The sequence below is a fragment of the Nocardioides sp. L-11A genome, assembly GCA_029961745.1.
Lineage (GTDB): Bacteria > Actinomycetota > Actinomycetes > Propionibacteriales > Nocardioidaceae > Nocardioides.
Genome location: CP124680.1, coordinates 597,362 through 618,844 on the forward strand (window position 1 = coordinate 597,362; position 21,483 = coordinate 618,844).

Genomic DNA, 21,483 nt, shown 5'->3' on the forward strand with positions numbered 1-21,483 from the left:
CGCCCGTCCCGGGATGGTCAGAACTTTTTCTTCCGAGTCGCGTCATGTCGGCCGAGCACGGGTGTCTCCCGGGCATGGGAGCAGTCACCACGAACCGCTGGTCGGACGATCCGTCGCCCGAACGGGCCGACGATCCTCGGACCGAGGCGGCCTTGCAGCTGTTGCTCGATCACGTCATCAGCGAGAGCGTCGCCGACCTCGACCGGCCGCACGTCCTGACCATCACCGAGGCCGGTTCCACCTACGTCTCGGGTCCGTACGCCGACGCCCAGGCGGCGTTGTGCGCATCGGAGGACGACCGACGGGTCAACGCCGACGTGGAGGGAGAGCGCAGCTATCGCGTCACGCCGCTGCTGCCGCCGTTCTGCCGCCACCTGGTGGAGCGATCGAGGGGACGCGGATGAGCGGCCCGTTCCTGTCCCCCGTACGGGGGACATTCGGCCGTGGCACCGGCGCTCCCGACCTCATGGCTCGTTTCGGTTCATACGAGATCCCGGCGCCCCGGGTGCCGTCCCGGGACCGGGCCGGAGACGTGCGGATCCATGTCGAACGACCTGTTCGTCGCGCACCACGCGACGTCGAGATGAAGGGGACAGATCAGTGAGCAGACGGAGTTGGGGCCACCGAGCGTGGCGGATCTGGGTGGTGGGCCTGGCCCTCGCCCTGGGTGCGGTGGCGATGCCGTCGATGACGCCTTCCGCGTCAGCCGGCGTCGTGCCGGGAGACACGCTGTGGGTCGGCCCGAAGATGCAGGGCTACCCGGGCACGGGTATCCACGGCATCTTCAAGGAGACCCCTCCCGACATCACCAACCTGGGGACGCCGGACTACTGGGGCTACTGCATCGAGCAGCCCGTCTCGGCCAAGTCCTACCGGAACGGCGAGGTCGTCGATCCCTCGGAGTATCTCGGCAGCAACCACTTCAACGATCCCGCCATCCAGGAGAAGGTCCGGTGGGTGCTGGCGCACAGCTATCCGTACCTGAGCCTGGCGGAGTTCGCGGCCGCCTCCGGTGTCGCGAACATCTCGGTCGACGACGCGATCGAGGCCGCCCAGTACGCCATCTGGCGCTACACCGACCTCACCTTCGACGCCGCCTGGGACTGGGAGACTCCGGACTCGGAGGCCGCCTACTGGTATCTCGTCAACGGCGCCAACGCCAGCACCGGCACGACCACCTTCCCGTCCGTCACCGCGTCCGTCACCGCCCCGGCCGGCGCGCAGCAGGCGGGCACCCTGGTCGGCCCGTTCACGGTGCACACCAACCAGCCGACGGTCAGCCTCACCGTCGCTCCCGACGTCGCCGTGACCGACGCGTCGGGCACGCCGGTCAACGACGCGGCCGTCACCGACGGCCAGCAGATCTACCTCGACCTGCGGGGTTCGACGACCGCCGGCGCCGCCACGGTCACCGTGACCGCCCAGGGCGCCGGCGGCAGCGGGAACATCATCTCGGTGCCCAACACGGCCGGCGGTACGCCGACGGCCGGCGACCACGCCCAGACGCTGATCCTGATCGAGCCGAGCACCGCCACCACCACCGGATCGGCAACCGTCACCTGGACCGCCGCCCAGGCTCCGTCGATCGGGACCACGCTGGTCGACAAGGCCGACGGCGACCACACCATCCCCGCCGGGGGTGGCACGGTCGTGGACACCATCGCCTACCAGGGCCTGACCCCCGGCGCGACGTACACCGTCACGGGAGAGCTGATGAGGAAGTCGGACGGCTTCCCGACCGGGATCACCGGCACCAGGACCTTCACCCCGACGTCGGCCGAGGGCAGCGTCGAGGTCGAGTTCACGGTTCCGTCGGGCTATGCCGGTGAGTCGCTGGTGGCCTTCGAAGAGCTGTGGGTGACGGTCGACGGCGAGGACATGTTCCTCGTCGATCACAAGGACATCGATGACGACGCGCAGACGGTGGCGGTCGCCAAGGGTGCGCCGACCGTCAACACCCAGGCCTCCGGGGCCACCGCCACGGTCGGCACGGCCCTGCACGACGTCGTGACCATCACCGGGTTCGTCCCGGGTGGCAACGCCACGGGCACCGCGGTCCTCTACGGCCCGGTCTCCGCGGTCGACGACACCGTCTGCACCCCGGCGAACGTGGCCGGCACGGTCACCTTCACCCCTCAGAACGGGACGCTCTCGACCCCGACCGTCACTGTCACCCAGCCGGGTCTCTACACCTGGCAGGTCACCGTGAGCGCGGACAACCGCAATGACAAGGCCACCCACGCCTGCGGTCTGGCGGCCGAGACGACCAAGGTCGTGCAGCCGGACACCGGCGCGGGCGGTCAGTCGACGGTCTCGCTGACGACGGAGACCTCACACGACCAGGCCAAGCCCGGCGTCCACCTCTTCGACAAGGTCACCATCACCGGCTTCGTGCCAGGACACGGCGCCACCGGCTCGGCCACCCTGTACGGACCGTTCGCGTCGCGCGACGAGATCACCTGCACCGCGGCCACGGCTGTCGGGACGGTCAGCTTCACGCCCGGCAACGGACTCGTCCAGACGCCGACGGTCCAGGTGAACCGGACGGGCTACTACACCTGGGTCGCGTCGACGACGGCCGACAGCCGCAACACGGCCGCGTCGCACGCCTGCGGCCTGGAGTCGGAGACGACCCTGGTGCGCAAGCCGGCCTACCCGGCGCCCGTGGTCAGCACGGGCTTCAGCGCCGCCGGAGCGGATGTCGCCGGACGCCGTGGCATCGAGCGGATCCGCATCCCGTCGCTGGGCGTCGACGCCCGCACGTCGCCGGTCGGCATCAAGCGCGGCACGATGCAGGTGCCCGGCAATGTCGCCCGCACCGGCCGGCTCCGGCAGTCCGCCGCCGTCGGTGACCTGATCGGTACGACGGTCATCGCCGGCCACGTCTCCGACCGCCACGACCGGCCGGGTGCGTTCTGGAAGCTCGCCAAGGCCCGCAAGGGCAAGGTCGTCACGGTGCGCCAGGGCGGCATGAAGGTGCGCTACCGGGTCACCTCGGTCGAGAGGTTCTCGCGGGCCTCGACGCTGCCCGACCGGTTCTTCTCGACGACCGGTGAGCACCAGCTCGTGCTGATCAGCTGCGCCGGAAAGGTGACGACGCCGGGCGGTGGGTTCCACTACCGCCAGAACGTCGTGGTCACCGCGGTCCCGCTCCGCTGAGGTCCCGCGAGCAGGTCCCGGCGGCGGTGGTTGCGTTCTCGACCACCGTCGCCGGGCCCCCTGTCCGGGTGCCACGGGATCGGGGCCGCCGTCGCGTGCCCGAGCGGGTCAGGACCGGGGACCGACGACGATCTGGGCGACGTCCTGGTCGGCGACCGACAGCACGGTCGCGCTGGTGGCCAGCGGGCCGGACGCCGCCCGGACGCCGTCGCGCAGGTGCGGGTGGGCGCCCACCAGGGTCGCGCGCGCTCCGGTGGGCCCGGGGAAGAGGGTGACGGTCAGCTCCGTGCCGGACGGCGTACCGGCCACGACGGTGAGCAGCAGACCGCCGAGGTCGGCTGCCACGTCGGCGGGCAGATCGTCGCCGCCCGCCCGCACGACCAGGCGTACGCCGTGGTCGTGGGCGTCGCTCAGGGCCTGGGCGAACCAGTGGCCCATGTGCACCAGGTCCGGGTGGAGCAGGGTGAGCTGACGCAGGTAGGCCTCCTCCACGGCGCACTGCGCGCGCAGCACGGGGTCGCCGGGGTCGGTGGCACCGCGGGCGTTCTCCAGCAGGCCGAGGGAGCGGTTCAGTCCGGCCGCGCGCCATCGGGCCCGGGTCCGGTCGGCGGCCGCGCGTGCCGCCAGCTCGGTCCGCGCGGCCCAGGCGGCGCGCTGGTCGGCGGCGGCGCGGGCGCCGATCGCGCCGATCGCGTGCTGGAACCGCCGCCACGCGGCGACCAGGCCCAGGGCCGCCGCGCCCGCCATCAGCACGATCGTCTGGGCCGAGGTGGAGGAGCGCCCGACGGCGACGGCGACGGCGAGCACCACGACGGCGTACCCGACGCCGGCCCAGACGACGGTCGTCGGTCGGGGGCCCAACTCGGCGAGGATGACGAGGAGACCGGTGGCGCCGACGGCCTGCCACAGCACCGGATCGTCGCGGCCGTAGTCGACGGCGGCGGCGGAGAGCACGAAGGCGGCGGCTGCCGCCACGGCGATCAGGACCACGCTTCCGAGCGGGAGGGTGCGCCGGTTCCGCGTGGTCCACCAGGCCAGGGCGGCGCCGAGGGCGGCGACGGTCGCCATGAGGTACTCCGTGGTGGGCTCACCGGGGTGGTTGCCCACGGCGAGGACGAAGCCGACAGCCGCCACCCCGGCGCCGTACAGAAGGCAGGCGCGTCGGCGCAGGACCCGGACCACGCGGGCGAGATCGCCCCGGCCGCCGTGTGGGCGCCGCTCAGGGGCGGAGGGCCGGCGCACGGTGAGGGTCACCCGGGTGCCGAGGCCCGGGGCGGTGTCGAGCGCGACATCGATGTCGGCCTGCGCGGCCCGCTCGACGACCGAGGTCGCCAGGCCGCCGGACAGTCCGGCACCGCTCTCGAAGCCGACCCCGTCGTCGGACACCGTGACCACGAGGTCGCCGTTCCGCATCTCGGCATGCACCCGGACCTCGTCGACGCCGGCGTGCTTCGCGGCGTTCTGGACCAGCTCGGTCGTCGCGCGCCGCAGCGCCCGCAGCCGCTGGGGGGCGAGCCGGCCCTCGAGGTCGGCGAGGGTGTCGTCATCCAGGCCGAGGTGGCGAACCCGGACCCGCGCGTCGTACGACGCCGCTCGGATCCCGCCCTCGTCGGCCACCGGCTCGGCGCCGGCCTGCAGCGCCGCGACGGTCGCGATGTCGCGGGCACAGCGTTGCCGGACCGCCTCGGGATCGCGGACCGCGCCGCCCCCGCTGGCGATGGCGGCGAGGGTGTTGATCACGGTGTCGTGGAGGACCCGGGCGTCCTCGGCCGCGGCCTGGCTGGCGGCCGCGTGGGCGACGACAGCGGCCTGGTCGCGGTGTGCCGCCGCCCCCTCCTCGTCGGCCCGGGCCGCGAACTCGAAGAGATAGGACTGCCCGATCCGGGTGGCCAGCACGATCGACCACTGGGTCACGAACACGGCCACCGGCAGCGTCGGGGGCAGGTCGGGCCGCAGGAGCAGCATCGCCGTCGGCACCGACACCGAGGCGAGCGCGGGCAGCACCAGGGCGGTGCGGCCACGCAGGACGAATGTCGGCGCGCCCCCGCCGAGATTCATCATCCAGCAGGACGCGAACAGCAGCGGGTCGTCCATGGAGTCGGCCGCGGCCCAGTCGGCCACGAAGAGCAGGTAGACCGCGACGACCGGGACCCAGGCCGGCAGCCGTCCCGCGCGCGCGACCAGGGTCGCCGCCAACGCGACCGCGTGGGCGGCGAGGAGTGGCAGCAGCGGCGGCAGCGGGCCCGGCGACGCGACGACGGCGAGGAGCATGACGACCTGCCAGCCGGCGGTCGCCGTCAGGAGAGCGCGGACCAGCGCGTCCGTCAGCGTGCGGGTCGCCCAGCCCTCCGTCGCGGGGACGAAGGGGGCGGCACGGCCGATCAGGTCACGGGCCACGTCGACGGCGCGCTCCCGTCCCGGGTTCCCGCCGGGCACTCGGACGGTCTGCACCGGATCACCCTGCCGTACGCCGCGTGCGGTCGTGGCGGAAGTCGCCACTTTCGCCCCGGAGCGCACCGCCGCCGGCGCTCCGGGGCGGACGAGTTCGACTCACCCGCACACAACCGACCGATGAACTGCCACAATGCCCCTGTGGCAGCTGGGGAGGCGGCGTCCGAGGTCTGGCGTGTGGCATTGGTGGAGGACCACCTGCTGCAGCGCCGTCGTACCGAGGAGATTCTCGGCCACCAGTCAGGGCTGGTGGTGGTGGCGAGCTGCAGCACGCTCCCGGAGTTCCTGGCCTGGGTCCAGCGGGCGCCTGCCCACACCCGCCCCCACCTGCTCGTCCTCGACCTCAGCGTCGACCGGGGGCCGAGTGTCGACCCCGACGTCGTCGGACGACTCGTCGACGCCGGCCTGCGGATCCTCGTGCTCTCGGCGCTCGCCTCGCCCGGTCTGGTCCGCTCGGTGATCAAGGCCGGGGTGTCCGGCATCGTGGGCAAGCGCGACTCGGAGCAGGACGTCATCGAGGCCGTGTGGACGGTGCTCCGGCAGGGCGAGTGGATGACGCCCGACCTGGCGGCCGTCATCGCCGCCGACGCCGACCGCCCCCAGCTCAGCGACCAGGAGGAGCGGGCCCTGGTGCTCTATGCCTCCGGGCTCACCCTCGGTGCGGTCGCCGAGGCGCTGGGGGTCAAGCCCGAGTCGGCGAAGACCTATATCGGCCGGGTGAAGGGCAAGTACGCCGCGGCGGGGCGGCCGGTGCGCTCGAAGGTCGAGCTCAGCCGGATCGCGGTGGACGACGGGTACGTCGAGCGCGGGTGACGATGCCCCGGGCCGAGGGCCGGCGCGGCCGCCGCCGGATGCCCGCCTGACCGCGTCCGTCGACCGGCGGTGCGGCGCGCCTCCTGCGCCTGGTCCACCTACGACGAAGGGGCCGCACCCCGTCGGGTGCGGCCCCTTCACCTTCGACATCCTCCCCCCGGGAGATGTCTGTCTGACTCAGCGTCCGGACAGGCTCCGGGCGCCGGTGGCGGGCGTACCCGCCAGCTTCTTCTTGGTCTTCTTCACCTTGGGCGTCTTGACCTTGGCCTTCGACGGCAGCGACTGGACCGGGTTGCCGGCGGGGGTGGTGCCGGTGGCCGTGGCGACGTTGACGACCTTGCCGGCGACCAGGTCACGCTTGTGGACCTTGTAGGTGGCCGTGCAGGTGATCGAGGCGCCCGGCGCGAGGCCGGTGGCCGCGAGGGCCGGGCACTTCGGGGTCAGGGTGCCCTTGCCGCTGAACTGCTGCTCGGCGATCGAGATGGTCTTCAGCGCGATGTTGCCGGTGTTGGTCACCGTGAAGGTGTACTTGATCTTCTGACCGAGCTTGGCGACCTTCTTGGGCTTCGCCTTCTTGACCAGCGCGACGCTGGGTGCCGCCGGCTGCACGGTGGCCGCCGCGGAGTTGTTGGCCTGGTTGCCGCGGTCGGTGACGCCCACGTTGTTGAGGACGGGGGCGGAGCCGGTGAGGACCTTGCTGTAGACCAGGGTCAGCTTCTCGCCGTTGTCGAGACCACGGACGGCGTCGTCGCCGACCGGCCGCGAGCAGTCGAGCTCGCCGTCGGCGGGGATCGCCGACCCGACCGCGGTGTCACAGGTGAACGGCGTGCCGCCGCCGCTGGCCTGCACCGACACCAGGGTGCCGCCGCCGGCCTTGTCGTCGGTGACGGTGACCGTGTCGTCGATGCCCATCAGGTCGGGACCGTTGTTGGTGATCACCAGGGTGTAGGTCACCGGCGTGCCGGACTCGAACACCTCGGCCGCGGCCGTCTTGGTGACGGACAGGTCGTAGTCGCACGGCACCCACTCGATCTCGCCGGTGCCGTCGCGGCTCGGCTCGTCGTCGGCCAGCGCCTCGCCCTCGGCCTGCGGGATGAAGACAGCACCCTGGGCCGCGTCGAAGAAGCTGGACCCGCCGCCGCCTCCGCCGCCAATGATCAGGCCGTTCGGGCCGTTCACGTCGCCGATGGTGGTGGCACCGCCGCCGCCGCCGTAGTAGCCGGCACCACCGCCGCCGCCCTGGTCGGCGCCGTTCGGACCGCCGCCGTCGCCACCGTTGCGACCGTCGCCGGGCAGGCCGTTGTTGTCGGCGTCGGACGCGTGGACACCGCCCGCGCCGGGTGCGCCGGTGTCGCCGCCGGCGCCGCCGCCGGGTGCGCCGGGCGTCTCGGCGGTGGCGTCGTTGCCGGCCGCGCCCTCCTGGCCGGCCCAGACGCCCGCACCGTCGATGACGCCGGCGTGACCGCCGCCGCCCGCGTCCGGGTTGTGGCCGCCGCCGGAGCCGCCACCGCCGCCGGCGAGTGCGACGAGAGTGCCGTTGAGGAGGAAGCTGGTGTAACCGCCGCCACCACCACCGGTGTGGCCGCCCGGCCCGCCGTTGCCGCCCTTGTCGTCACCGGCCGCGCCGCCGACGCCGCCGCCGGATCCGCCGTCGCCGATCACGCCGGTGAGCACGTCGGTGGGCGCGACCGGGATCCGGAACTGGACCCGGGCGCCCTGGCCGCCGCCGATCTGGATCGGGTCGTCCGGGTCCTCGGTCTCCGGGTCGTCGTCGCCGCCGGAGACGGCCGTGCCGCCGTTGGCGCCCTCGAGGGTCACCACCGCGGCGCACGAGCCGGGAGCGGCAGCCTCCTCGAAGTCGCCGACCTCGAGGAGGGTCGGCCCCTCGGGCTCGGGGGCGGGGTCGGCGTGCGAGCTCGGCACGCTGCCGAAGATGCTGATCGTGGCGGTCGCGGTGGCCAGCGCGGCGATGCCGGCGAGCCTCACGCGACGACGGGGGTGCGTAGTCAATGCGGACATGGTCGGCTTTCTATCGGCCTCCCGGCGCCTGGGTCCCCCTCCGAGAGTCAACTCGGCTCAAATGCCCCCCGAACGGGTGACAGGTGGTGGGCGGCCGATACCAGCCGCGGCGAGGGCGGGACCGAGGACGAGGGGCCCTCATCCTCGGGGCGATGGGATTCGGTCGTGTCGGCCACCGGGGTCGAGCACCCGCGGCCCCGACACCCGGGCGGTCCGACACTCTCGCCCTGGCGCGCCGTCCCGGGTTCCCCCCATCCTTCCACCGGGTCGAGCCCGGGGTCGGCGTCACCGTTGCGCCCGAGACCTCGGAGGGACGCAGGTGATGGACCGCGGAGAATCAGGAAGGCTCGGAGCCAGTGACACACGTGCAGGACGGCGGGCCGGCGTATTGGCGCGTCGCGATCGTCGAGGACCACCGGTTGCAGCGGTTGCGTACCGAGGAGCTGGTCGGCCGGCAGCCCGGCCTGCGGGTGGTGCGCTCCTGCGAGACGCTCGACGAGCTGATGGCCTGGATGGCGGGCGGGTCGCCGCAGTCACTGCCGCACGTCGTCGTCCTCGACCTCGTCGTCGACCGTGGTCGCGACGCGGACCCGGCCGTCGTCGAGCGGCTGGTGCGCTCCGGGATGCGCGTCCTGGTGCTCTCCGCGATGGCCTCGGTGCCGCTCGTGCGTGCCATGATCCGCGCCGGAGTCACCGGTTTCGTGGGCAAGCGGGACACCGAGGAGGACATCGTCGCCGCGCTCTGGGCGGTGCTCCGGCGCCGGCAGTGGATCACCCCGGAGCTGGCGAGCGTGATGGCGGGAGACGCTCAGCGACCCCGGCTCAGCGATCAGGAGGAGCGCGCGCTGGTTCTCTACGCGTCCGGCCTGACCCTCGACGCGGTCGCCGTCGCGCTCGGGGTGAAGCGCGACACCGTCAAGAAGTACCTCGAGCGGGTCAAGACCAAGTACGCCGACGTCGGGCGTCCCGTGCGGACCAAGATCGACCTCAACCGGGAGGCGATCCGAGACGGCCTGATGACTGCCTCTACCGTCGAGAACGACCGCAGGTAGCCGAGCCCCTCGCCCGATGAGGCTCGAGCGCCCGGGTCGCCCGGCCTCCCATGACCCGGCTCTGCCCCCTTTACGGGGGACATTCGTCAACCGGATCTGCCGAAGCGTGGAGTGGGTCTCGATCGCGCCGCTAGCGTCCAGGTCGATGGACGGGATCGACGACTCGCGCCCTCCGGCAGTGGGAGAAGCGAGGAACGCGGCGCGACGTGGCGACCGTCGGTGCGCGTCCTGGTTCAGCGCCGCGCGGCCGTAGCCCCGGTGGCCCCGACGTGACCCGCGCGGCGACCGCGCCCGCAGGCATCAGCTTCCTGGAGGTACGCATGCCCATGCCCCCCCGAACCAGCCCGACCGCAGGGGGTCGAGCAGGCGCCCGGTCCGCTGCGGCCCGCAGGAACGGCACGACCGGCCTGCGTGCCGTCGCCCACGCAGGCGTCGCTGCGGCGCTGACCGTCAGCCTCGCCGCCGCGCTGGGCGGGGTCGTCGTCCCCGGCGCGGACGCGACCACCGCCGAGCGGGTGCGCGTCGCCGCGGCCTGCGCCACGCCGGCCGGCCCCTTCTCGCCGACGACCACCAGCATCCCCGCGATCGGCCGGTCCGTGGGCGTCGTCCGCGTGCGCCGTACCCCCTCGGGTGCGGTCGGCACGCCGCCGGTCACCAAGCGCGGCAAGTGGCTGATGGGCCTCGACCCGCAGGTCCGGCCGGGCGGCGGGAAGGGCACCGTGATCCTGGCGGCGCACACCTGGCCCGACAACTCGGCGCTCGGCAATGCGCTGCTCCGCTCGTTCGCCGTGGGTGACCGGCTTCTGCTCGCCAACGGCTCCGCCACTGCCTGTTACCAGGTCACCAAGCGCAAGAAGTACCGCGCCACCAAGGTCCCCCGTAAGAAGGCATTCCGTTGGTGGGGGCCGGAACAGCTGGTGATCGTGGTGTGCTCGGGCAAGCGGCTCGGCCCGGGACGCTGGACGCACCGCACGATCTGGTACGCGACGCCCGTCGATGGTGCGGCGACGGGATGAGTGGACCACCCCACCACTGAGGGCCGTCGACTCGAGCGCGGGTGATGCCGCGTCCCCCGATCGGGGGGCAAAACCGCCCCCTGCAGGGGACATCCGGCCACCCCGGGTGCGCCACTGCGCCACGCTGCATCGCGACGCACTGTGCGTGCCCCGGTACTCGGCCGGGGACGAGCCCCGGCAAGGAGAGTCCGCCCGATGTCCACGGTCAGCTCCGCCGACACCCTCGGCGCGTTGGTCGCGGGTGGCCGGCTGGACGAGGCGACCGACGCCTTCGAGGCCGACTGGGTGGAGCTCTGGTACACGACCGAGCCCGAGGTCCTGCGCGCCGTCCTCGCGGCGCTGCCGGCCGAGACGGTCGCCCGCAACCCGGGCATGCGGTTCGTCGCGGTCGCCAGCGGCCTGACGACGGGGGCCGACGCCTGGGCGCTGGTCGACGAGGCCATGGCGCAGGTCCGTCGCGGACATCGGCCGGACGAGGAGATCCTGCTCGCCCACCTGCTGTCCGGTCTCCAGCACCGCGCGGCCGGACAGGTCCTCCAGGCCCGCCTGGTCCTGGACGGTGCCCGGTCCGCCGCCGCACGGATCGCGGTCGTGCCCGAGGGCGACGTGGACCCGGCCCTGGTCGCCTTCTCCCGACTGCAGCACGGGCTCACCGCGCTGCTGGGCGGTGACGTGGCCGGCGCCCGCAACCTGCTCCAGACGGCGTACGACGCCGAGGGGCTGCACGGCTCGCCGGCCGGCCGGGCACATGTCGGCGCCCACCTCGCGCTGGTGTGTGCCGTCGCCGGAGAGCTGCTCACGGCTGAGGAGCACCTCGCGCGGGCCGAGGAGTTCGCCGCCGCTCCCGGCCCGCTGGTCGCGGCGACCGCCGACGCGTTGCGGCTGACCCGGCTGATCCTGCTCGTCGACCGGCGCGCCCTGCCCGGGGCCGGGAGACTGGTGCAGGCGCGGCCGCCCGGCTCCTACGGCACCCTGTGGCCGCTCGCGCTCTGGTCGCACGCGCAGCTCCACCTGCTCACGGGCCAGTACGAGCGTGGCCTGCGTCTGCTGGCCCGGTCCGTGACGGGCCTGCCCGCCGGGGCCGAAGCCGAGGACGGCATCGCGGGGGAGGTGACGCGGGCGGCGCGCGCCGACCTCAACCTCGCCGTCGGCAACGTCCGGGAGGCCTGGGTCGCCGTCGAGCCGGGCAGCTCCCGGTCGCCGTGGTCGGCGGTCGCGGAGGCGACGGTGCTCTACGTCAGCGGCGAGTTCGAGACGGTCCGGTACGCCGCGCGCGTGGCCCGGGCCGCCCACGACCTCACCCTGCGCGAGTCGGTCCGGCTCCGTGGCCTGGAGGCGGCGGCCTGCCTCGCCGCCGGCGACGAGGACAGTGCGCGGCGGCTCCTGGGGGTAGTCGTCGACCTGGCCCGGCGGCAGGGGTGGCGCTCGTTCGTCTCGTACCTGCCCCGCCCGCTCGTCGCCTTCGCGCTCCGCGAGGGGCGGCTGCCCGCCGAGCTCGCCGAGGCGCCTCGGGACGCGGTGGGGGTGTGGGTGCCGGGTCCGGCCCTCTCGGCACCCCTGTCGCCCCGGGAGCGGGAGGTCTTCCGGTTGCTGCTCGAGGGCGTGGCCCGTGCCGAGATCGCCGAGCGGCTGGGCGTCTCGATCAACACGGTGAAGACCCAGATCCGCAGCCTGTACGCCAAGCTCGGCGTCTCCAGCCGCGGCGAGGTCCTGCAGAAGGTCGCCCTGATGCCGCCCGAATGGACCTACGACGTGCCCGACTGGTCGGGGGCCTGAGGTGGCGCGACCAGCCGATCCGTCCTGTCTGGTGGTCCTCGTCCGGGGCTCCGGGGTGAGTGCATCTCATCCCCGTTCATCTCTTTTAACCGAAGCCGTCCGAGCGCTCCCGCTCGGAAATACGATCGCGCGCATGTCCACGGCATGCCCCGACCGAGGAGTGACACGTTGAAGAAGCGCTGGTTCGCACAGATGGCGCCACCCGTGCCCAGATACACGACCCGACGTCTGACGGCCCTGGCCGTGGCGGCGTCGGGGATGGCTGTGCTGGGCGGCACCCAGCTGGCGGCTCCGGCCCTGGCGGCGCCGGGTGACGGCACCATCAAGGTCCGCGTCGTCCAGGACTACAACGGCGACGGCGGATGGGACGACCCGTTCATCGAGCCGGGCCTGGCCGGCGTGACCGTCCGGGTCACCGACCAGGCCGGGGCGACCCAGGACCTGACGACCGACGCCGACGGCCTTGTCGACATCGTGGGCCCGCCGGGCTCCTACCGGATCGTGGCGATCAACCCCGATCCGGCCACCCTCGAACCCGCGCCGGCGCACGAGAAGACGGGCACGGCCGAGACCCCGGCGAAGAAGTGGCTCTCCCCGAACGAGGAGTTCGTCACCGTCAACGCCAACCAGACCGTGGAGATGACCACGGCCTTCTGGGACTCCAGCGACTACTGCCAGTCGAACCCCCTCATCGTCACGGCCTGCCAGCCGCCGATGTTCAACAGCGGCGGTGGCCTGGCCGACAACGCCGACGGCGACACGCTCGTCACCGCTCCCTACCGCGCAGAGGGTGCGGACCTGGGCAAGACCACGCTGTCCGACAAGGCGGAGACCGGCGCCCTCTACGGCATCGGCTACCGCAAGCAGGACCGGCGGGTCTTCGCGGGCGCCTTCGCCAAGCGCGGCAGCGCCTACGGACCCGGCGGTGCCGGTGCGATCTACGTGACCGACGCGAGCGGCGGTCCCGCCACGCTGTGGGGCACGGTGCCGAACGTCGGCACGCGCGCGCACACCAACGACACGCTGCCGGGCGGACGCCTGGACTGGAACTTCGCGCCCGCCGTCGGCAAGGAGTCGCTCGGCGACCTCGACGTCAGCGAGGACGGCGACGACCTCCAGGTGATCAACCTGTTCGAGCGCAAGCTCTACGTGTACGACGCGTCCGCCGCCACGATGGGCGCCCCGACGCACGTCGTGGACCTGTCCGCGAACCCCGGTTGCGCCGCGGCGTCCGACTGGCGCCCGGCCGCCCTGGGCGAGCGCAAGGGTGTGCTCTACGTCGGCGGCGTCTGCTCGGCCGAGTCCAGCCAGGCTCCCGCCGACATGAAGGCGATCGTGCTGACCTACGACGCCGACACCTACGCGCCGATCGGTACGGTCATGGACCAGCCGCTCACCGCGCGCCGGCAGGGCAACGGCGGCTCCGGATGCTGGGGCCGGGACAACACGACCTACCGGCCGTGGAACGACGAGGGCATCACCTGCGGCAACAAGTCGGGCCAGATCCCGGACCCGCAGGCGTGGCTGACCGACATCGTCGTCGAGAACGACGGCAGCCTGATCGTGGGCTTCCGCGACCGCACCGGCGACCAGATGCTCGGTGTCAACTCGACCTACTTCGCCGACACCACGGGCACCGGTGGCTCGTCCATCGGGCTGGTCAACTACAACGTCACCGGTGACATCAACAAGGCCTGCATCGAGCCCGGGGACACCACCTTCACGCTGGACATGAACGGTGCCTGCGGTGTCGCGCCGGTCGCGACCGGCCAGGTGGCCGGCGAGTACTTCCAGGGCGACGCCACGATCCACGCCGAGGCGGCCTTCGGCGGCATGGCGCTGAGCCGCGGCGAGCGCGGTGTCGCGACCAACATCATGGACCCGGCGGGCATCTTCACCCAGGGCTACGCCTCGATCTCGCGCGGTACGGGCAACGCCCTGCAGACCGTGGGCAGCGGCGCCACGGGCGACCCGGACGAGGTCGACACCGGCGGCGGTGGCAACACCGGCAACCGGCTGACCGGGGCCGACGGCTTCGGCAAGGGCCAGGGCATGGCCGACATGGAGGTGCTCTGCGACTTCGCGCCGATCCAGATCGGCAACCGGGTCTGGGACGACCAGAACGGCGACGGCATCCAGGACCCGGGCGAGGCAGGCATCGCCGGTGTCACCGTCAACCTCTACGACGACCAGGGCAACCTCGTCGCCACCAAGGTCACCAACTCGCGCGGTGAGTACTACTTCGACTCCGTCACCGACGGTGTCGGGTTCAACACCGACTACGTCATCCGCCTCGACAAGCCGGCCGACTACACGGGCAGCGGCAAGCTGGCGGGCGTCACTCTCAGCGACGAGGACCAGGGCGCCGGCCCGGAGCAGGACCGCCTCGACTCCGACGGCACGATCGTCGCCAGCTATCCGCAGGCGTCGATCACCACGGGCAACCGCGGCGAGAACGACCACAGCATCGACTTCGGCTTCAGCCCGGCGTCGGTGTCGGTGGGCAACTACGTGTGGATCGACAGCGACGGCGACGGCATCCAGGACCCAGGCGAGTCCGGCATCGAGGGCGTCGTGCTGAAGCTGACCGACGCGAACGGTGACCCGGTCGTCGACGTGAACGGCGCCCCGGTCGGACCGGTGACCACGGACGCGAACGGCCACTACCTGTTCGACAAGCTGCCGGTCCTGCCGGCCGGTGAGCACTACACGGTGACCATCGACCAGACGGCGGCGTCGACGCAGACCGCCCTCGCGCCGTACAACCCGACCCAGGCCGGTCAGGGCGGCGACCCCGCGCTCGACTCGTCCCTGTGGACGGCGGACTCCACCGAGCTGACCACCGCGGGGGCGAAGGACCTCACGCTCGACTTCGGGTTCACCCCGAAGCCGGTCGCGGTCGGTGACTTCGTGTGGGTCGACACCGACGGTGACGGCGTCCAGGACCCGGGTGAGCCCGGCATCCCCGGAGTCACGCTCACGCTGGTGGGCCCCGACGGCAACCCGGTTCCCGGCGTCGGGCCGGTCGTGACGGACGCGAACGGCTTCTACAGCTTCACCGACCTGCCGGTCCTCACCGATCCGGATGATCGCTACACCGTCCGGATCGACAACAGCCAGCCGGCGCTCGCGCCGTACGTCCCGACCCAGGCCGGTCAGGGCGGCGACCCCGCGAAGGACTCGTCGACCGGCAGCGCCACCTCCGGGCCGCTCACGCAGCCCCAGGACCGCGACATGACCCTGGACTTCGGCTTCGTGCCGGCGAAGGTGTCGGTCGGCGACCTGGTGTGGGCGGACACGGACCGCGACGGTGTCCAGGACGGCGGCGAGCCGGGGATCGAGGGCGTGGTGCTCACGATCGAGGGTCCGAACGGCGACCCGGTGACCGACATCCATGGCAACGTGGTGGGCCCGGTGACCACCGGACCCGACGGCGGCTACTCGTTCGACGACCTGCCGATCCTGCCGGCCGGTCAGCACTACACGGTGAAGATCGACCGGAACCACCCGTCGACGGTCGCGGCACTGGCCGACTACATCCCGACCCAGACCGGGCAGGGCACGCCGGCCACGGACTCCTCGACCTGGGAGGCGGAGTCGGGCGACCTGACCGGTGACGGCGACCGCGACCCGACGCTCGACTTCGGGTTCGTGCGGCCGGCGGTCTCGGTCGGCGACCTGGTGTGGGTCGACGCGGACCGCGACGGCGTCCAGGACGCGGGCGAGGCCGGAATCCCCGGTGTCGTGCTGGTCCTGACCGGACCCGACGGCAACCCGGTGACCGACGTCTACGGCAACCCCGTGGGCCCGGTGACCACCGACGCCAACGGTGCCTACCTGTTCGACGGGCTGCCGCTGCTTCCCTCCGGCCAGACCTACACGGTCTCGATCGACCGCGACGCGGCGTCGACCAAGACGGCGCTGGCGCCGTACGAGCCGACGCAGGCCGGGGCCGGCAACGACCGGGGGGCGGACTCCTCGACCTGGAGCGCGGAGTCCAAGAGCCTCTTCGAGGACGGCGACAGCGACCGGAGCCTGGACTTCGGGTTCGTCCTGCTGCCGGCGGCGGTCACGCTGACGACGGAGACGTCGAAGGCCGTGGCCAAGGTGGGCGTGGCGCTGTCGGACATCGTCACCATCAGCGGCTTCCGCGCCGGTGGCACCGCCACCGGGTCGGCGACGCTGTACGGACCGTTCAGCAGCCGGGCCGCCGCGACCTGCACGCCCGCGACCGCGGTCGGCACGGTGGCGTTCACGCCCCAGAACGGCCGGGTGACCACCCCGTCGATCACGGTCAACGCCCCGGGCTACTACACCTGGGTCGCCAGCACCACGGCCGACGACCTCAACAAGGCCGCCACCCACGCGTGCGGACTCAGCGAGGAGACCACCCTGGTCCACCGTGGCGTCAACCCGGTCCGGGTGATCGACACCGGCTTCGAGGGCAGCGCCGACCGCAGCGGCACGGCCCGCACGACGCGGCCGGCCAAGCTCGGGTTCGCCAAGCTCGGCATCCAGGCCAAGGTCAAGCCGATCGGACTGACCGGCAAGAAGGCCAACGTCCCCGGCAACCGGAACCTCACCGGCTGGCTGCGGACCTCGGCCGAGCTGGGTGACGTCATCGGTACGGCGGTCATCGTCGGTCACGTCTCCGACAACCACGACCGGCCGGGCGCGTTCTTCGACCTCAAGAAGGCGAAGAAGGGCCAGACCGTCGAGTTGACCGACAAGGCCGGCGTGGTCCGGACGTACCAGGTCGTCAAGACCAAGCGGTACCTCCGGTCCAAGCTGCTGCCGAAGAAGCTGTTCTCCATGACGAGCAAGTCGCGGGTCCAGCTGGTCACCTGCACCGACAAGGTGACCTACGGCAACGGCCGGTTCCACTACCGCAAGAACCTGGTGGTGACGCTGGTCCCCGTGAGCTGAGCCGGGGGCTCGGCAGCACGGACGAACCGCACCCCGGGTTCCCGCGTGAGCGGGACCCGGGGTGCGGCTCGTCGGTGGGGTTCCGGGAGCATGGGCCGGATCGGATCAGGACGGAGAGACAGCGGATGACGGTGCGAGCACAGCGCAGGACCCTGCTCGGCGGCGCGCTCGGCGTCCTCGGCCTGGCCATGGCGGCGACCGGCTGCGGGTCGGACGACGCGGCGCCGGCTCCCGAGAAGCCGCGGGCACTGACCGGCGAGGAGGCCGAGCTGCTGGCGCTGGTGCGCTTCCAGCTGTACTCCGCGTCCCCGATCCGGGTCGCGATGGCCTGGCCCGGCTCGCCCACGATCTCGTACGCCATCACCCTCGACCTGCGCGAGCACCGGGCGTACGGCACCTTCGCGACCCGTGAGGACGCCAGCGAGGACGACACGGACACCGGCTTCGCCGCCTGGGACCTCGCCACGGTCGCGACGGCCCCTGGGGCGGTCGGCGACCCGCCACCCGACCTGGGCGCCTGGACCCAGCGGGCGATGTCGCGACAGTATCCCCACGACATCTTCCTGGCGCTCGCCCTCAACCTGGGCAGCGACCGGCCGGAGAACCCGGCGCTGCTGAGGCAGAGCACAGCGCGCTACCTGCGCGCCGACGAGCTGGACGGCACCAGGGTCTCCGTCCTCGAAGGTCCCCAGCCGGCGTCGGCGACGGCGTCGCCGTCCGCCGGGGGTGGATCGACCGAGTCCGGCCGCACCCGGTACTGGATCGACGCCGAAGGCTCGCTGCTCCGCTTCGAGGCCTACCTCGGCCAGGCCCAGGGCGAGTTCGCTCGCATCGATGTGGTCCGTGACGACGCCGATACTGACGCCGGTGACGACTCCGGGGGAGCCGACGCGGCCCTGCGCAACCGGGCCACCGAGGTGCTGGCGTCCCGGCGCTGAATCGACCCGGCGCGTTCAAACGCGCCGGGTCGATCAGGAGCCGAAGAGACCCGCCCCGAGCGCCCGGTCCGCGGTGAACCCCGGCAGCACCAGGTAGCCCAGCTCGGCGGTCGGTGTCGCGAAGTCCATCAGCCGGTCGACCCGATCCATCCGCTGCTGGGTGCGAGCGAAGATCCGTACGTCGTTCTGGAAGCTCCAGAACAGCAGCCCCGGCTGCGGTGCCGTGCCGTCGCCGTCGATCCGGATCGCATAGCTGCGCCGGGCCATCAGCGGGGAGCCGGTGAAGGAGGGGTGGGCGGCCCGGGCATGGGAGTCGGCCGGCACGAGGTACTCCCCGTGCGGGGTCTTCGCCGTCAGGTCGACCTCGCCGTCGGGGTCGCCGCCGCTCAGCGGCGTGCCGTCGGCGCGGCGCCCGATCACGGCCGCCCGGGCGTCGGCGTCGAGGGCGCCGAAGGCCGCGGCAGCCAGGGCGAATCGGCGGACCACGCCGATCGTCCCGCCCGCCGCGGGCCCGTCGGCGAGCCACACGCCCTCGTCCATCGCGGCCGCGTCCGCGGGCTGGACGATGCCGTCACGGAAGCCGAGCGGGTTGCGGACGACCGCGCCCTCCCCCGGTGAGCGGAACGCCCGCTGGACCCACCGCACCCGGAGGCCCTCGGGACCCGTCAGGCCCGCGAGGAGCAGGTCGACGACGTGGTCGGGAAGCGCGGGATCGTCGGCGGCGACGGCCAGCACCAGGTCGCCGTCCCGGAGGTGGTCGGGCAGCGCGTCGCTGCCGCGGAAGGCGGGCAGCCGGACCCGGTCGCCGAGTCCCGGCGCGGCGAGGTCCGCCCAGGCGGCGCCGATCCCGACCTGGACCGTCAGGTTCCCCGGGCCGTCGGGCATCCGCGGGTCCGGTGTCCCGGCCGCGGTGAGGGCACGGATCTCCTCGCCGAGGCCGGCGAGGAGGGCGGCCACCGCGGCCCGGTCCAGACGCGTGCCCGCGGGCTCGCCGAGGACGACGAAGGACAGCTGGCGCGGCGGGGTGGCGGGGCGGTCGACGCCGGCCTGCCGGTTCCCGGTCGCCGCGACGGGGACGCCGCGCCCGTCGGCGGAGGCGTCGGGCGTCGTACCGGCGTCGTCGGCGGTCCGGCTCCCGGCCCAGAGGCCGCCCGCTCCGCCGACGGCCAGGCCGGCGGCGGACCCGGCCAGCAGTCGCCGGCGCGTCGTCGCCGGGCGCCGCTCCTCCTCCACCGGACCTAGCCTCGCCCGAGGTCGGCGAGCAGGGAGGCGGCGGGGACGGTGATCTGGGACAGGTCCGGGTGGATGATCGTGGCCGGCAGCGGCACCGGTACGTCGTCGCCGACGTCGAGCGAGGGCAGGTCGCCCGGCAGCGGCACCTCGAGGAAGCTCATCCCCTCGGGCGCCTGGCCGCCCGGCAGGTCGGCGGTGGTGGCGGCCGGCTGCGCGGCGCCGCAGCGGCCGAGGAGGTCGAGGGGGAGGAGGGACAGGCCGGCGGCGTCGGCGACGCAGTTGCCGCTGGCGGGGGTGAGCTCGGCGGAGGTGTTCGCGAGGTCGACACCGTTGTCGCGGAAGGTGTTGTCCTCCAGGGCGTTCCCGGTGCTCGGGACGTCCTCGACGCTGTCGATGAGCACGCCGGCGCGCAGGTTGCCGGCGACCAGGTTGCGCACCAGCCGGTTGTCCTGTCCGCCACCGATCCCGATGCCGATGCCCCAGCCGCCGTCGGCCTGGGAGGGCGACCGCTGCTCGCTGTTGTCGGTCACGACGTTCCCGGCCACCAGGTTGCCGCGCTGGGGGACGAACGCCTCCTGGTAGTTGGAGGTGAGCGTCATCCCGACCCGGTTGTCGCTGAACCGGTTGCCGACGATCGAGAGCGAGTCGGAGGCGTTGGCGTTCTCGAAGCCGACCGCGTTGCGGGCGGTGACATTGCCGGACACGACGGTGTCGCACTCGCGGCACTGGCCGACGTAGATCCCACTGTCGGCGGACCCGGACGCCCAGGAGTCGACGATCACGCCGTGCCGGGTGTTGAAGGCGTAGATGCCGTAGAGCCCGTTGTTGGTGGCTGTCACGTGGTCGATCCGGAACCGCTCCAACGGCGGGAAGCGCTCGGGGTCGAACGACTCGTAGCCGTCCTGGCCCGGGGTCAGTACCTCGCGGCCCTCGTGCACGCCGGTGAACAGCACGCCGTAGAGCGTCGTACCGGTGACGGTGAGGTTCTCGACCGTGACGCCGTCGGCGATCACGACGATCCCGGAGGTCCGCCGGCCCTCGCCGGTGACCACGACGGCGTTGCGGTCGGTGCCGCGGATGGTCACGCCCGGCATCTCGACCAGCACCTGCTCCGGGTAAGTGCCCGGGCCGACGAGGACCAGTCCGTTCTCCGCGACCGACTCCAGCGCCTCACCGAGCGTCGCCGCGTCCTCGGGGACCCGCACGACCTCGGACCGCTCGGCGGCGGGAGTCGCCGGCTCCGGCTCCTCGTCGGCAGAGGAGCACCCGCTCAGCCAGGCGGCTCCGAGGAGTACGGCGAGCAGCGTTGCGGCAGGTCGGACTGCGGACACGGGCGACCACTGCTCCTTCGTACGTCGGTGCGCACGCCAACGGTAGTCAGCCACGGGCTCTCGCGGCGCACGGCCCCGCCGGTCAGCTGCGGACGGGTGAATCCGGGTCACCCCGATGCGCCCGGGGCCAGGTGGCTGATCGGAACTGCGCGTCCGTGCAGATCAGTGGCGAAACAGGTCGATCCGCGTCGACTTTCTCCTTGTTCTGCGCGGACGCACAGAACAAGGAGGTCTCATGGCCGAGGAACGGAGATCCCGTGCTGATCTGCGTGGACGCGCGGATCAGCGCGGCGCGCTCGCCGCACCTCCAGGGCGCCTCCTGGCGCGCACTCCCTGAGCGGAATCCGGCCGGATGCCGAGGTCAGGGGAGGCGGGCGGCCGGAGCGACGTCGGGCCCCAGACAGACCGCGACCAGCTCGCCGGCGACCTCGCCGCTGAACACGGCCCAGCCGCGGTCGAAGGAGACCAGCTCCGTGGTGCCCTGGGGGGTGCGGACGATCGCCTTGCTGGGAATCACGCTGCGGTCGAATCCGGTGACCGAGCAGCGGTTGGCCTGCATCATCGCGTCCAGCGGGCCCGACGACATGTCGAGATGCGGCGTCGGGCCGTACGGTCGCGGTGACGCCGAGGGGCTGATCGCGCCGAAGCCGACGAGCAGGGTGAGCGCGGCGATCGTGATCGCCGTCCGCACCGCGTGGACGCTCACCCGGACCCAGCCCGGGGACGCGACGGAGTCGTTCACGACGTCCCCCTTGCCAGCTCGCCGATC

Annotated in this window: 13 protein-coding genes; 8 read left to right on the forward strand and 5 right to left on the reverse strand. The window is 72.9% G+C overall.

Annotated elements, in window-relative coordinates; translation table 11 throughout:
* Positions 1–74: 74 nt before the first annotated feature.
* The gene (locus QJ852_02730; protein WGX97357.1) at positions 75–404 is read left to right on the forward strand and encodes a hypothetical protein; all 330 of its coding nucleotides are present in this window, start codon (positions 75–77) and stop codon (positions 402–404) included.
* 196 nt (positions 405–600) lie between these two features.
* Positions 601–3,159: a VaFE repeat-containing surface-anchored protein gene (locus tag QJ852_02735; protein ID WGX97358.1), complete on the forward strand. Its 2,559-nt coding sequence runs from the start codon at positions 601–603 to the stop codon at positions 3,157–3,159.
* A gap of 108 nt (positions 3,160–3,267) precedes the next feature.
* Here the strand turns inward: QJ852_02735 and QJ852_02740 are convergent, their stop codons facing one another.
* On the reverse strand, positions 3,268–5,610 hold the full coding sequence (locus QJ852_02740) for a hypothetical protein (GenBank protein ID WGX97359.1): 2,343 nt from the start codon (positions 5,608–5,610) through the stop codon (positions 3,268–3,270).
* A 141-nt stretch (positions 5,611–5,751) separates the two neighbouring features.
* Here QJ852_02740 and QJ852_02745 point away from each other — a divergent pair, with 141 nt between their 5' ends.
* A complete protein-coding gene (locus QJ852_02745) occupies positions 5,752–6,423 on the forward strand; it encodes a response regulator transcription factor (GenBank protein WGX97360.1) in 672 nt (223 codons plus the stop codon).
* A 177-nt stretch (positions 6,424–6,600) separates the two neighbouring features.
* On the opposite strand, the gene QJ852_02750 is transcribed toward QJ852_02745, so the two are convergent.
* Entirely contained in the window at positions 6,601–8,442 is a 1,842-nt protein-coding gene (locus tag QJ852_02750; GenBank protein ID WGX97361.1) for a hypothetical protein, read from the reverse strand.
* 356 nt (positions 8,443–8,798) lie between these two features.
* On the opposite strand from QJ852_02750, the gene QJ852_02755 reads away from it, so the two are divergent.
* From QJ852_02755 to QJ852_02775, 5 genes are all read left to right on the forward strand, one after another.
* Complete coding sequence (locus QJ852_02755; protein WGX97362.1) at positions 8,799–9,494, forward strand: response regulator; 696 nt, start codon at positions 8,799–8,801, stop codon at positions 9,492–9,494.
* Between the two features lie 326 nt (positions 9,495–9,820).
* Positions 9,821–10,510, forward strand: a complete 690-nt coding sequence (locus QJ852_02760) for a class F sortase (protein ID WGX97363.1) — start codon at positions 9,821–9,823, stop codon at positions 10,508–10,510.
* A 195-nt stretch (positions 10,511–10,705) separates the two neighbouring features.
* The gene (locus tag QJ852_02765; GenBank protein WGX97364.1) at positions 10,706–12,286 is read left to right on the forward strand and encodes a LuxR C-terminal-related transcriptional regulator; all 1,581 of its coding nucleotides are present in this window, start codon (positions 10,706–10,708) and stop codon (positions 12,284–12,286) included.
* 204 nt (positions 12,287–12,490) lie between these two features.
* Positions 12,491–17,212: an SdrD B-like domain-containing protein gene (locus QJ852_02770; GenBank protein WGX97365.1), complete on the forward strand. Its 4,722-nt coding sequence runs from the start codon at positions 12,491–12,493 to the stop codon at positions 17,210–17,212.
* A gap of 125 nt (positions 17,213–17,337) precedes the next feature.
* Complete coding sequence (locus QJ852_02775; GenBank protein ID WGX97366.1) at positions 17,338–18,150, forward strand: hypothetical protein; 813 nt, start codon at positions 17,338–17,340, stop codon at positions 18,148–18,150.
* A gap of 33 nt (positions 18,151–18,183) precedes the next feature.
* Here QJ852_02775 and QJ852_02780 read toward each other — a convergent pair whose 3' ends face one another.
* From QJ852_02780 to QJ852_02790, 3 genes are all read right to left on the reverse strand, one after another.
* The gene (locus QJ852_02780; GenBank protein ID WGX97367.1) at positions 18,184–19,383 is read right to left on the reverse strand and encodes a Dyp-type peroxidase; all 1,200 of its coding nucleotides are present in this window, start codon (positions 19,381–19,383) and stop codon (positions 18,184–18,186) included.
* Between the two features lie 5 nt (positions 19,384–19,388).
* Positions 19,389–20,714, reverse strand: a complete 1,326-nt coding sequence (locus tag QJ852_02785) for a right-handed parallel beta-helix repeat-containing protein (GenBank protein WGX97368.1) — start codon at positions 20,712–20,714, stop codon at positions 19,389–19,391.
* A 361-nt stretch (positions 20,715–21,075) separates the two neighbouring features.
* Positions 21,076–21,456 (reverse strand): hypothetical protein, encoded by a 381-nt coding sequence (locus QJ852_02790; GenBank protein ID WGX97369.1) that lies wholly within the window; start codon positions 21,454–21,456, stop codon positions 21,076–21,078.
* Positions 21,457–21,483: the final 27 nt, after the last annotated feature.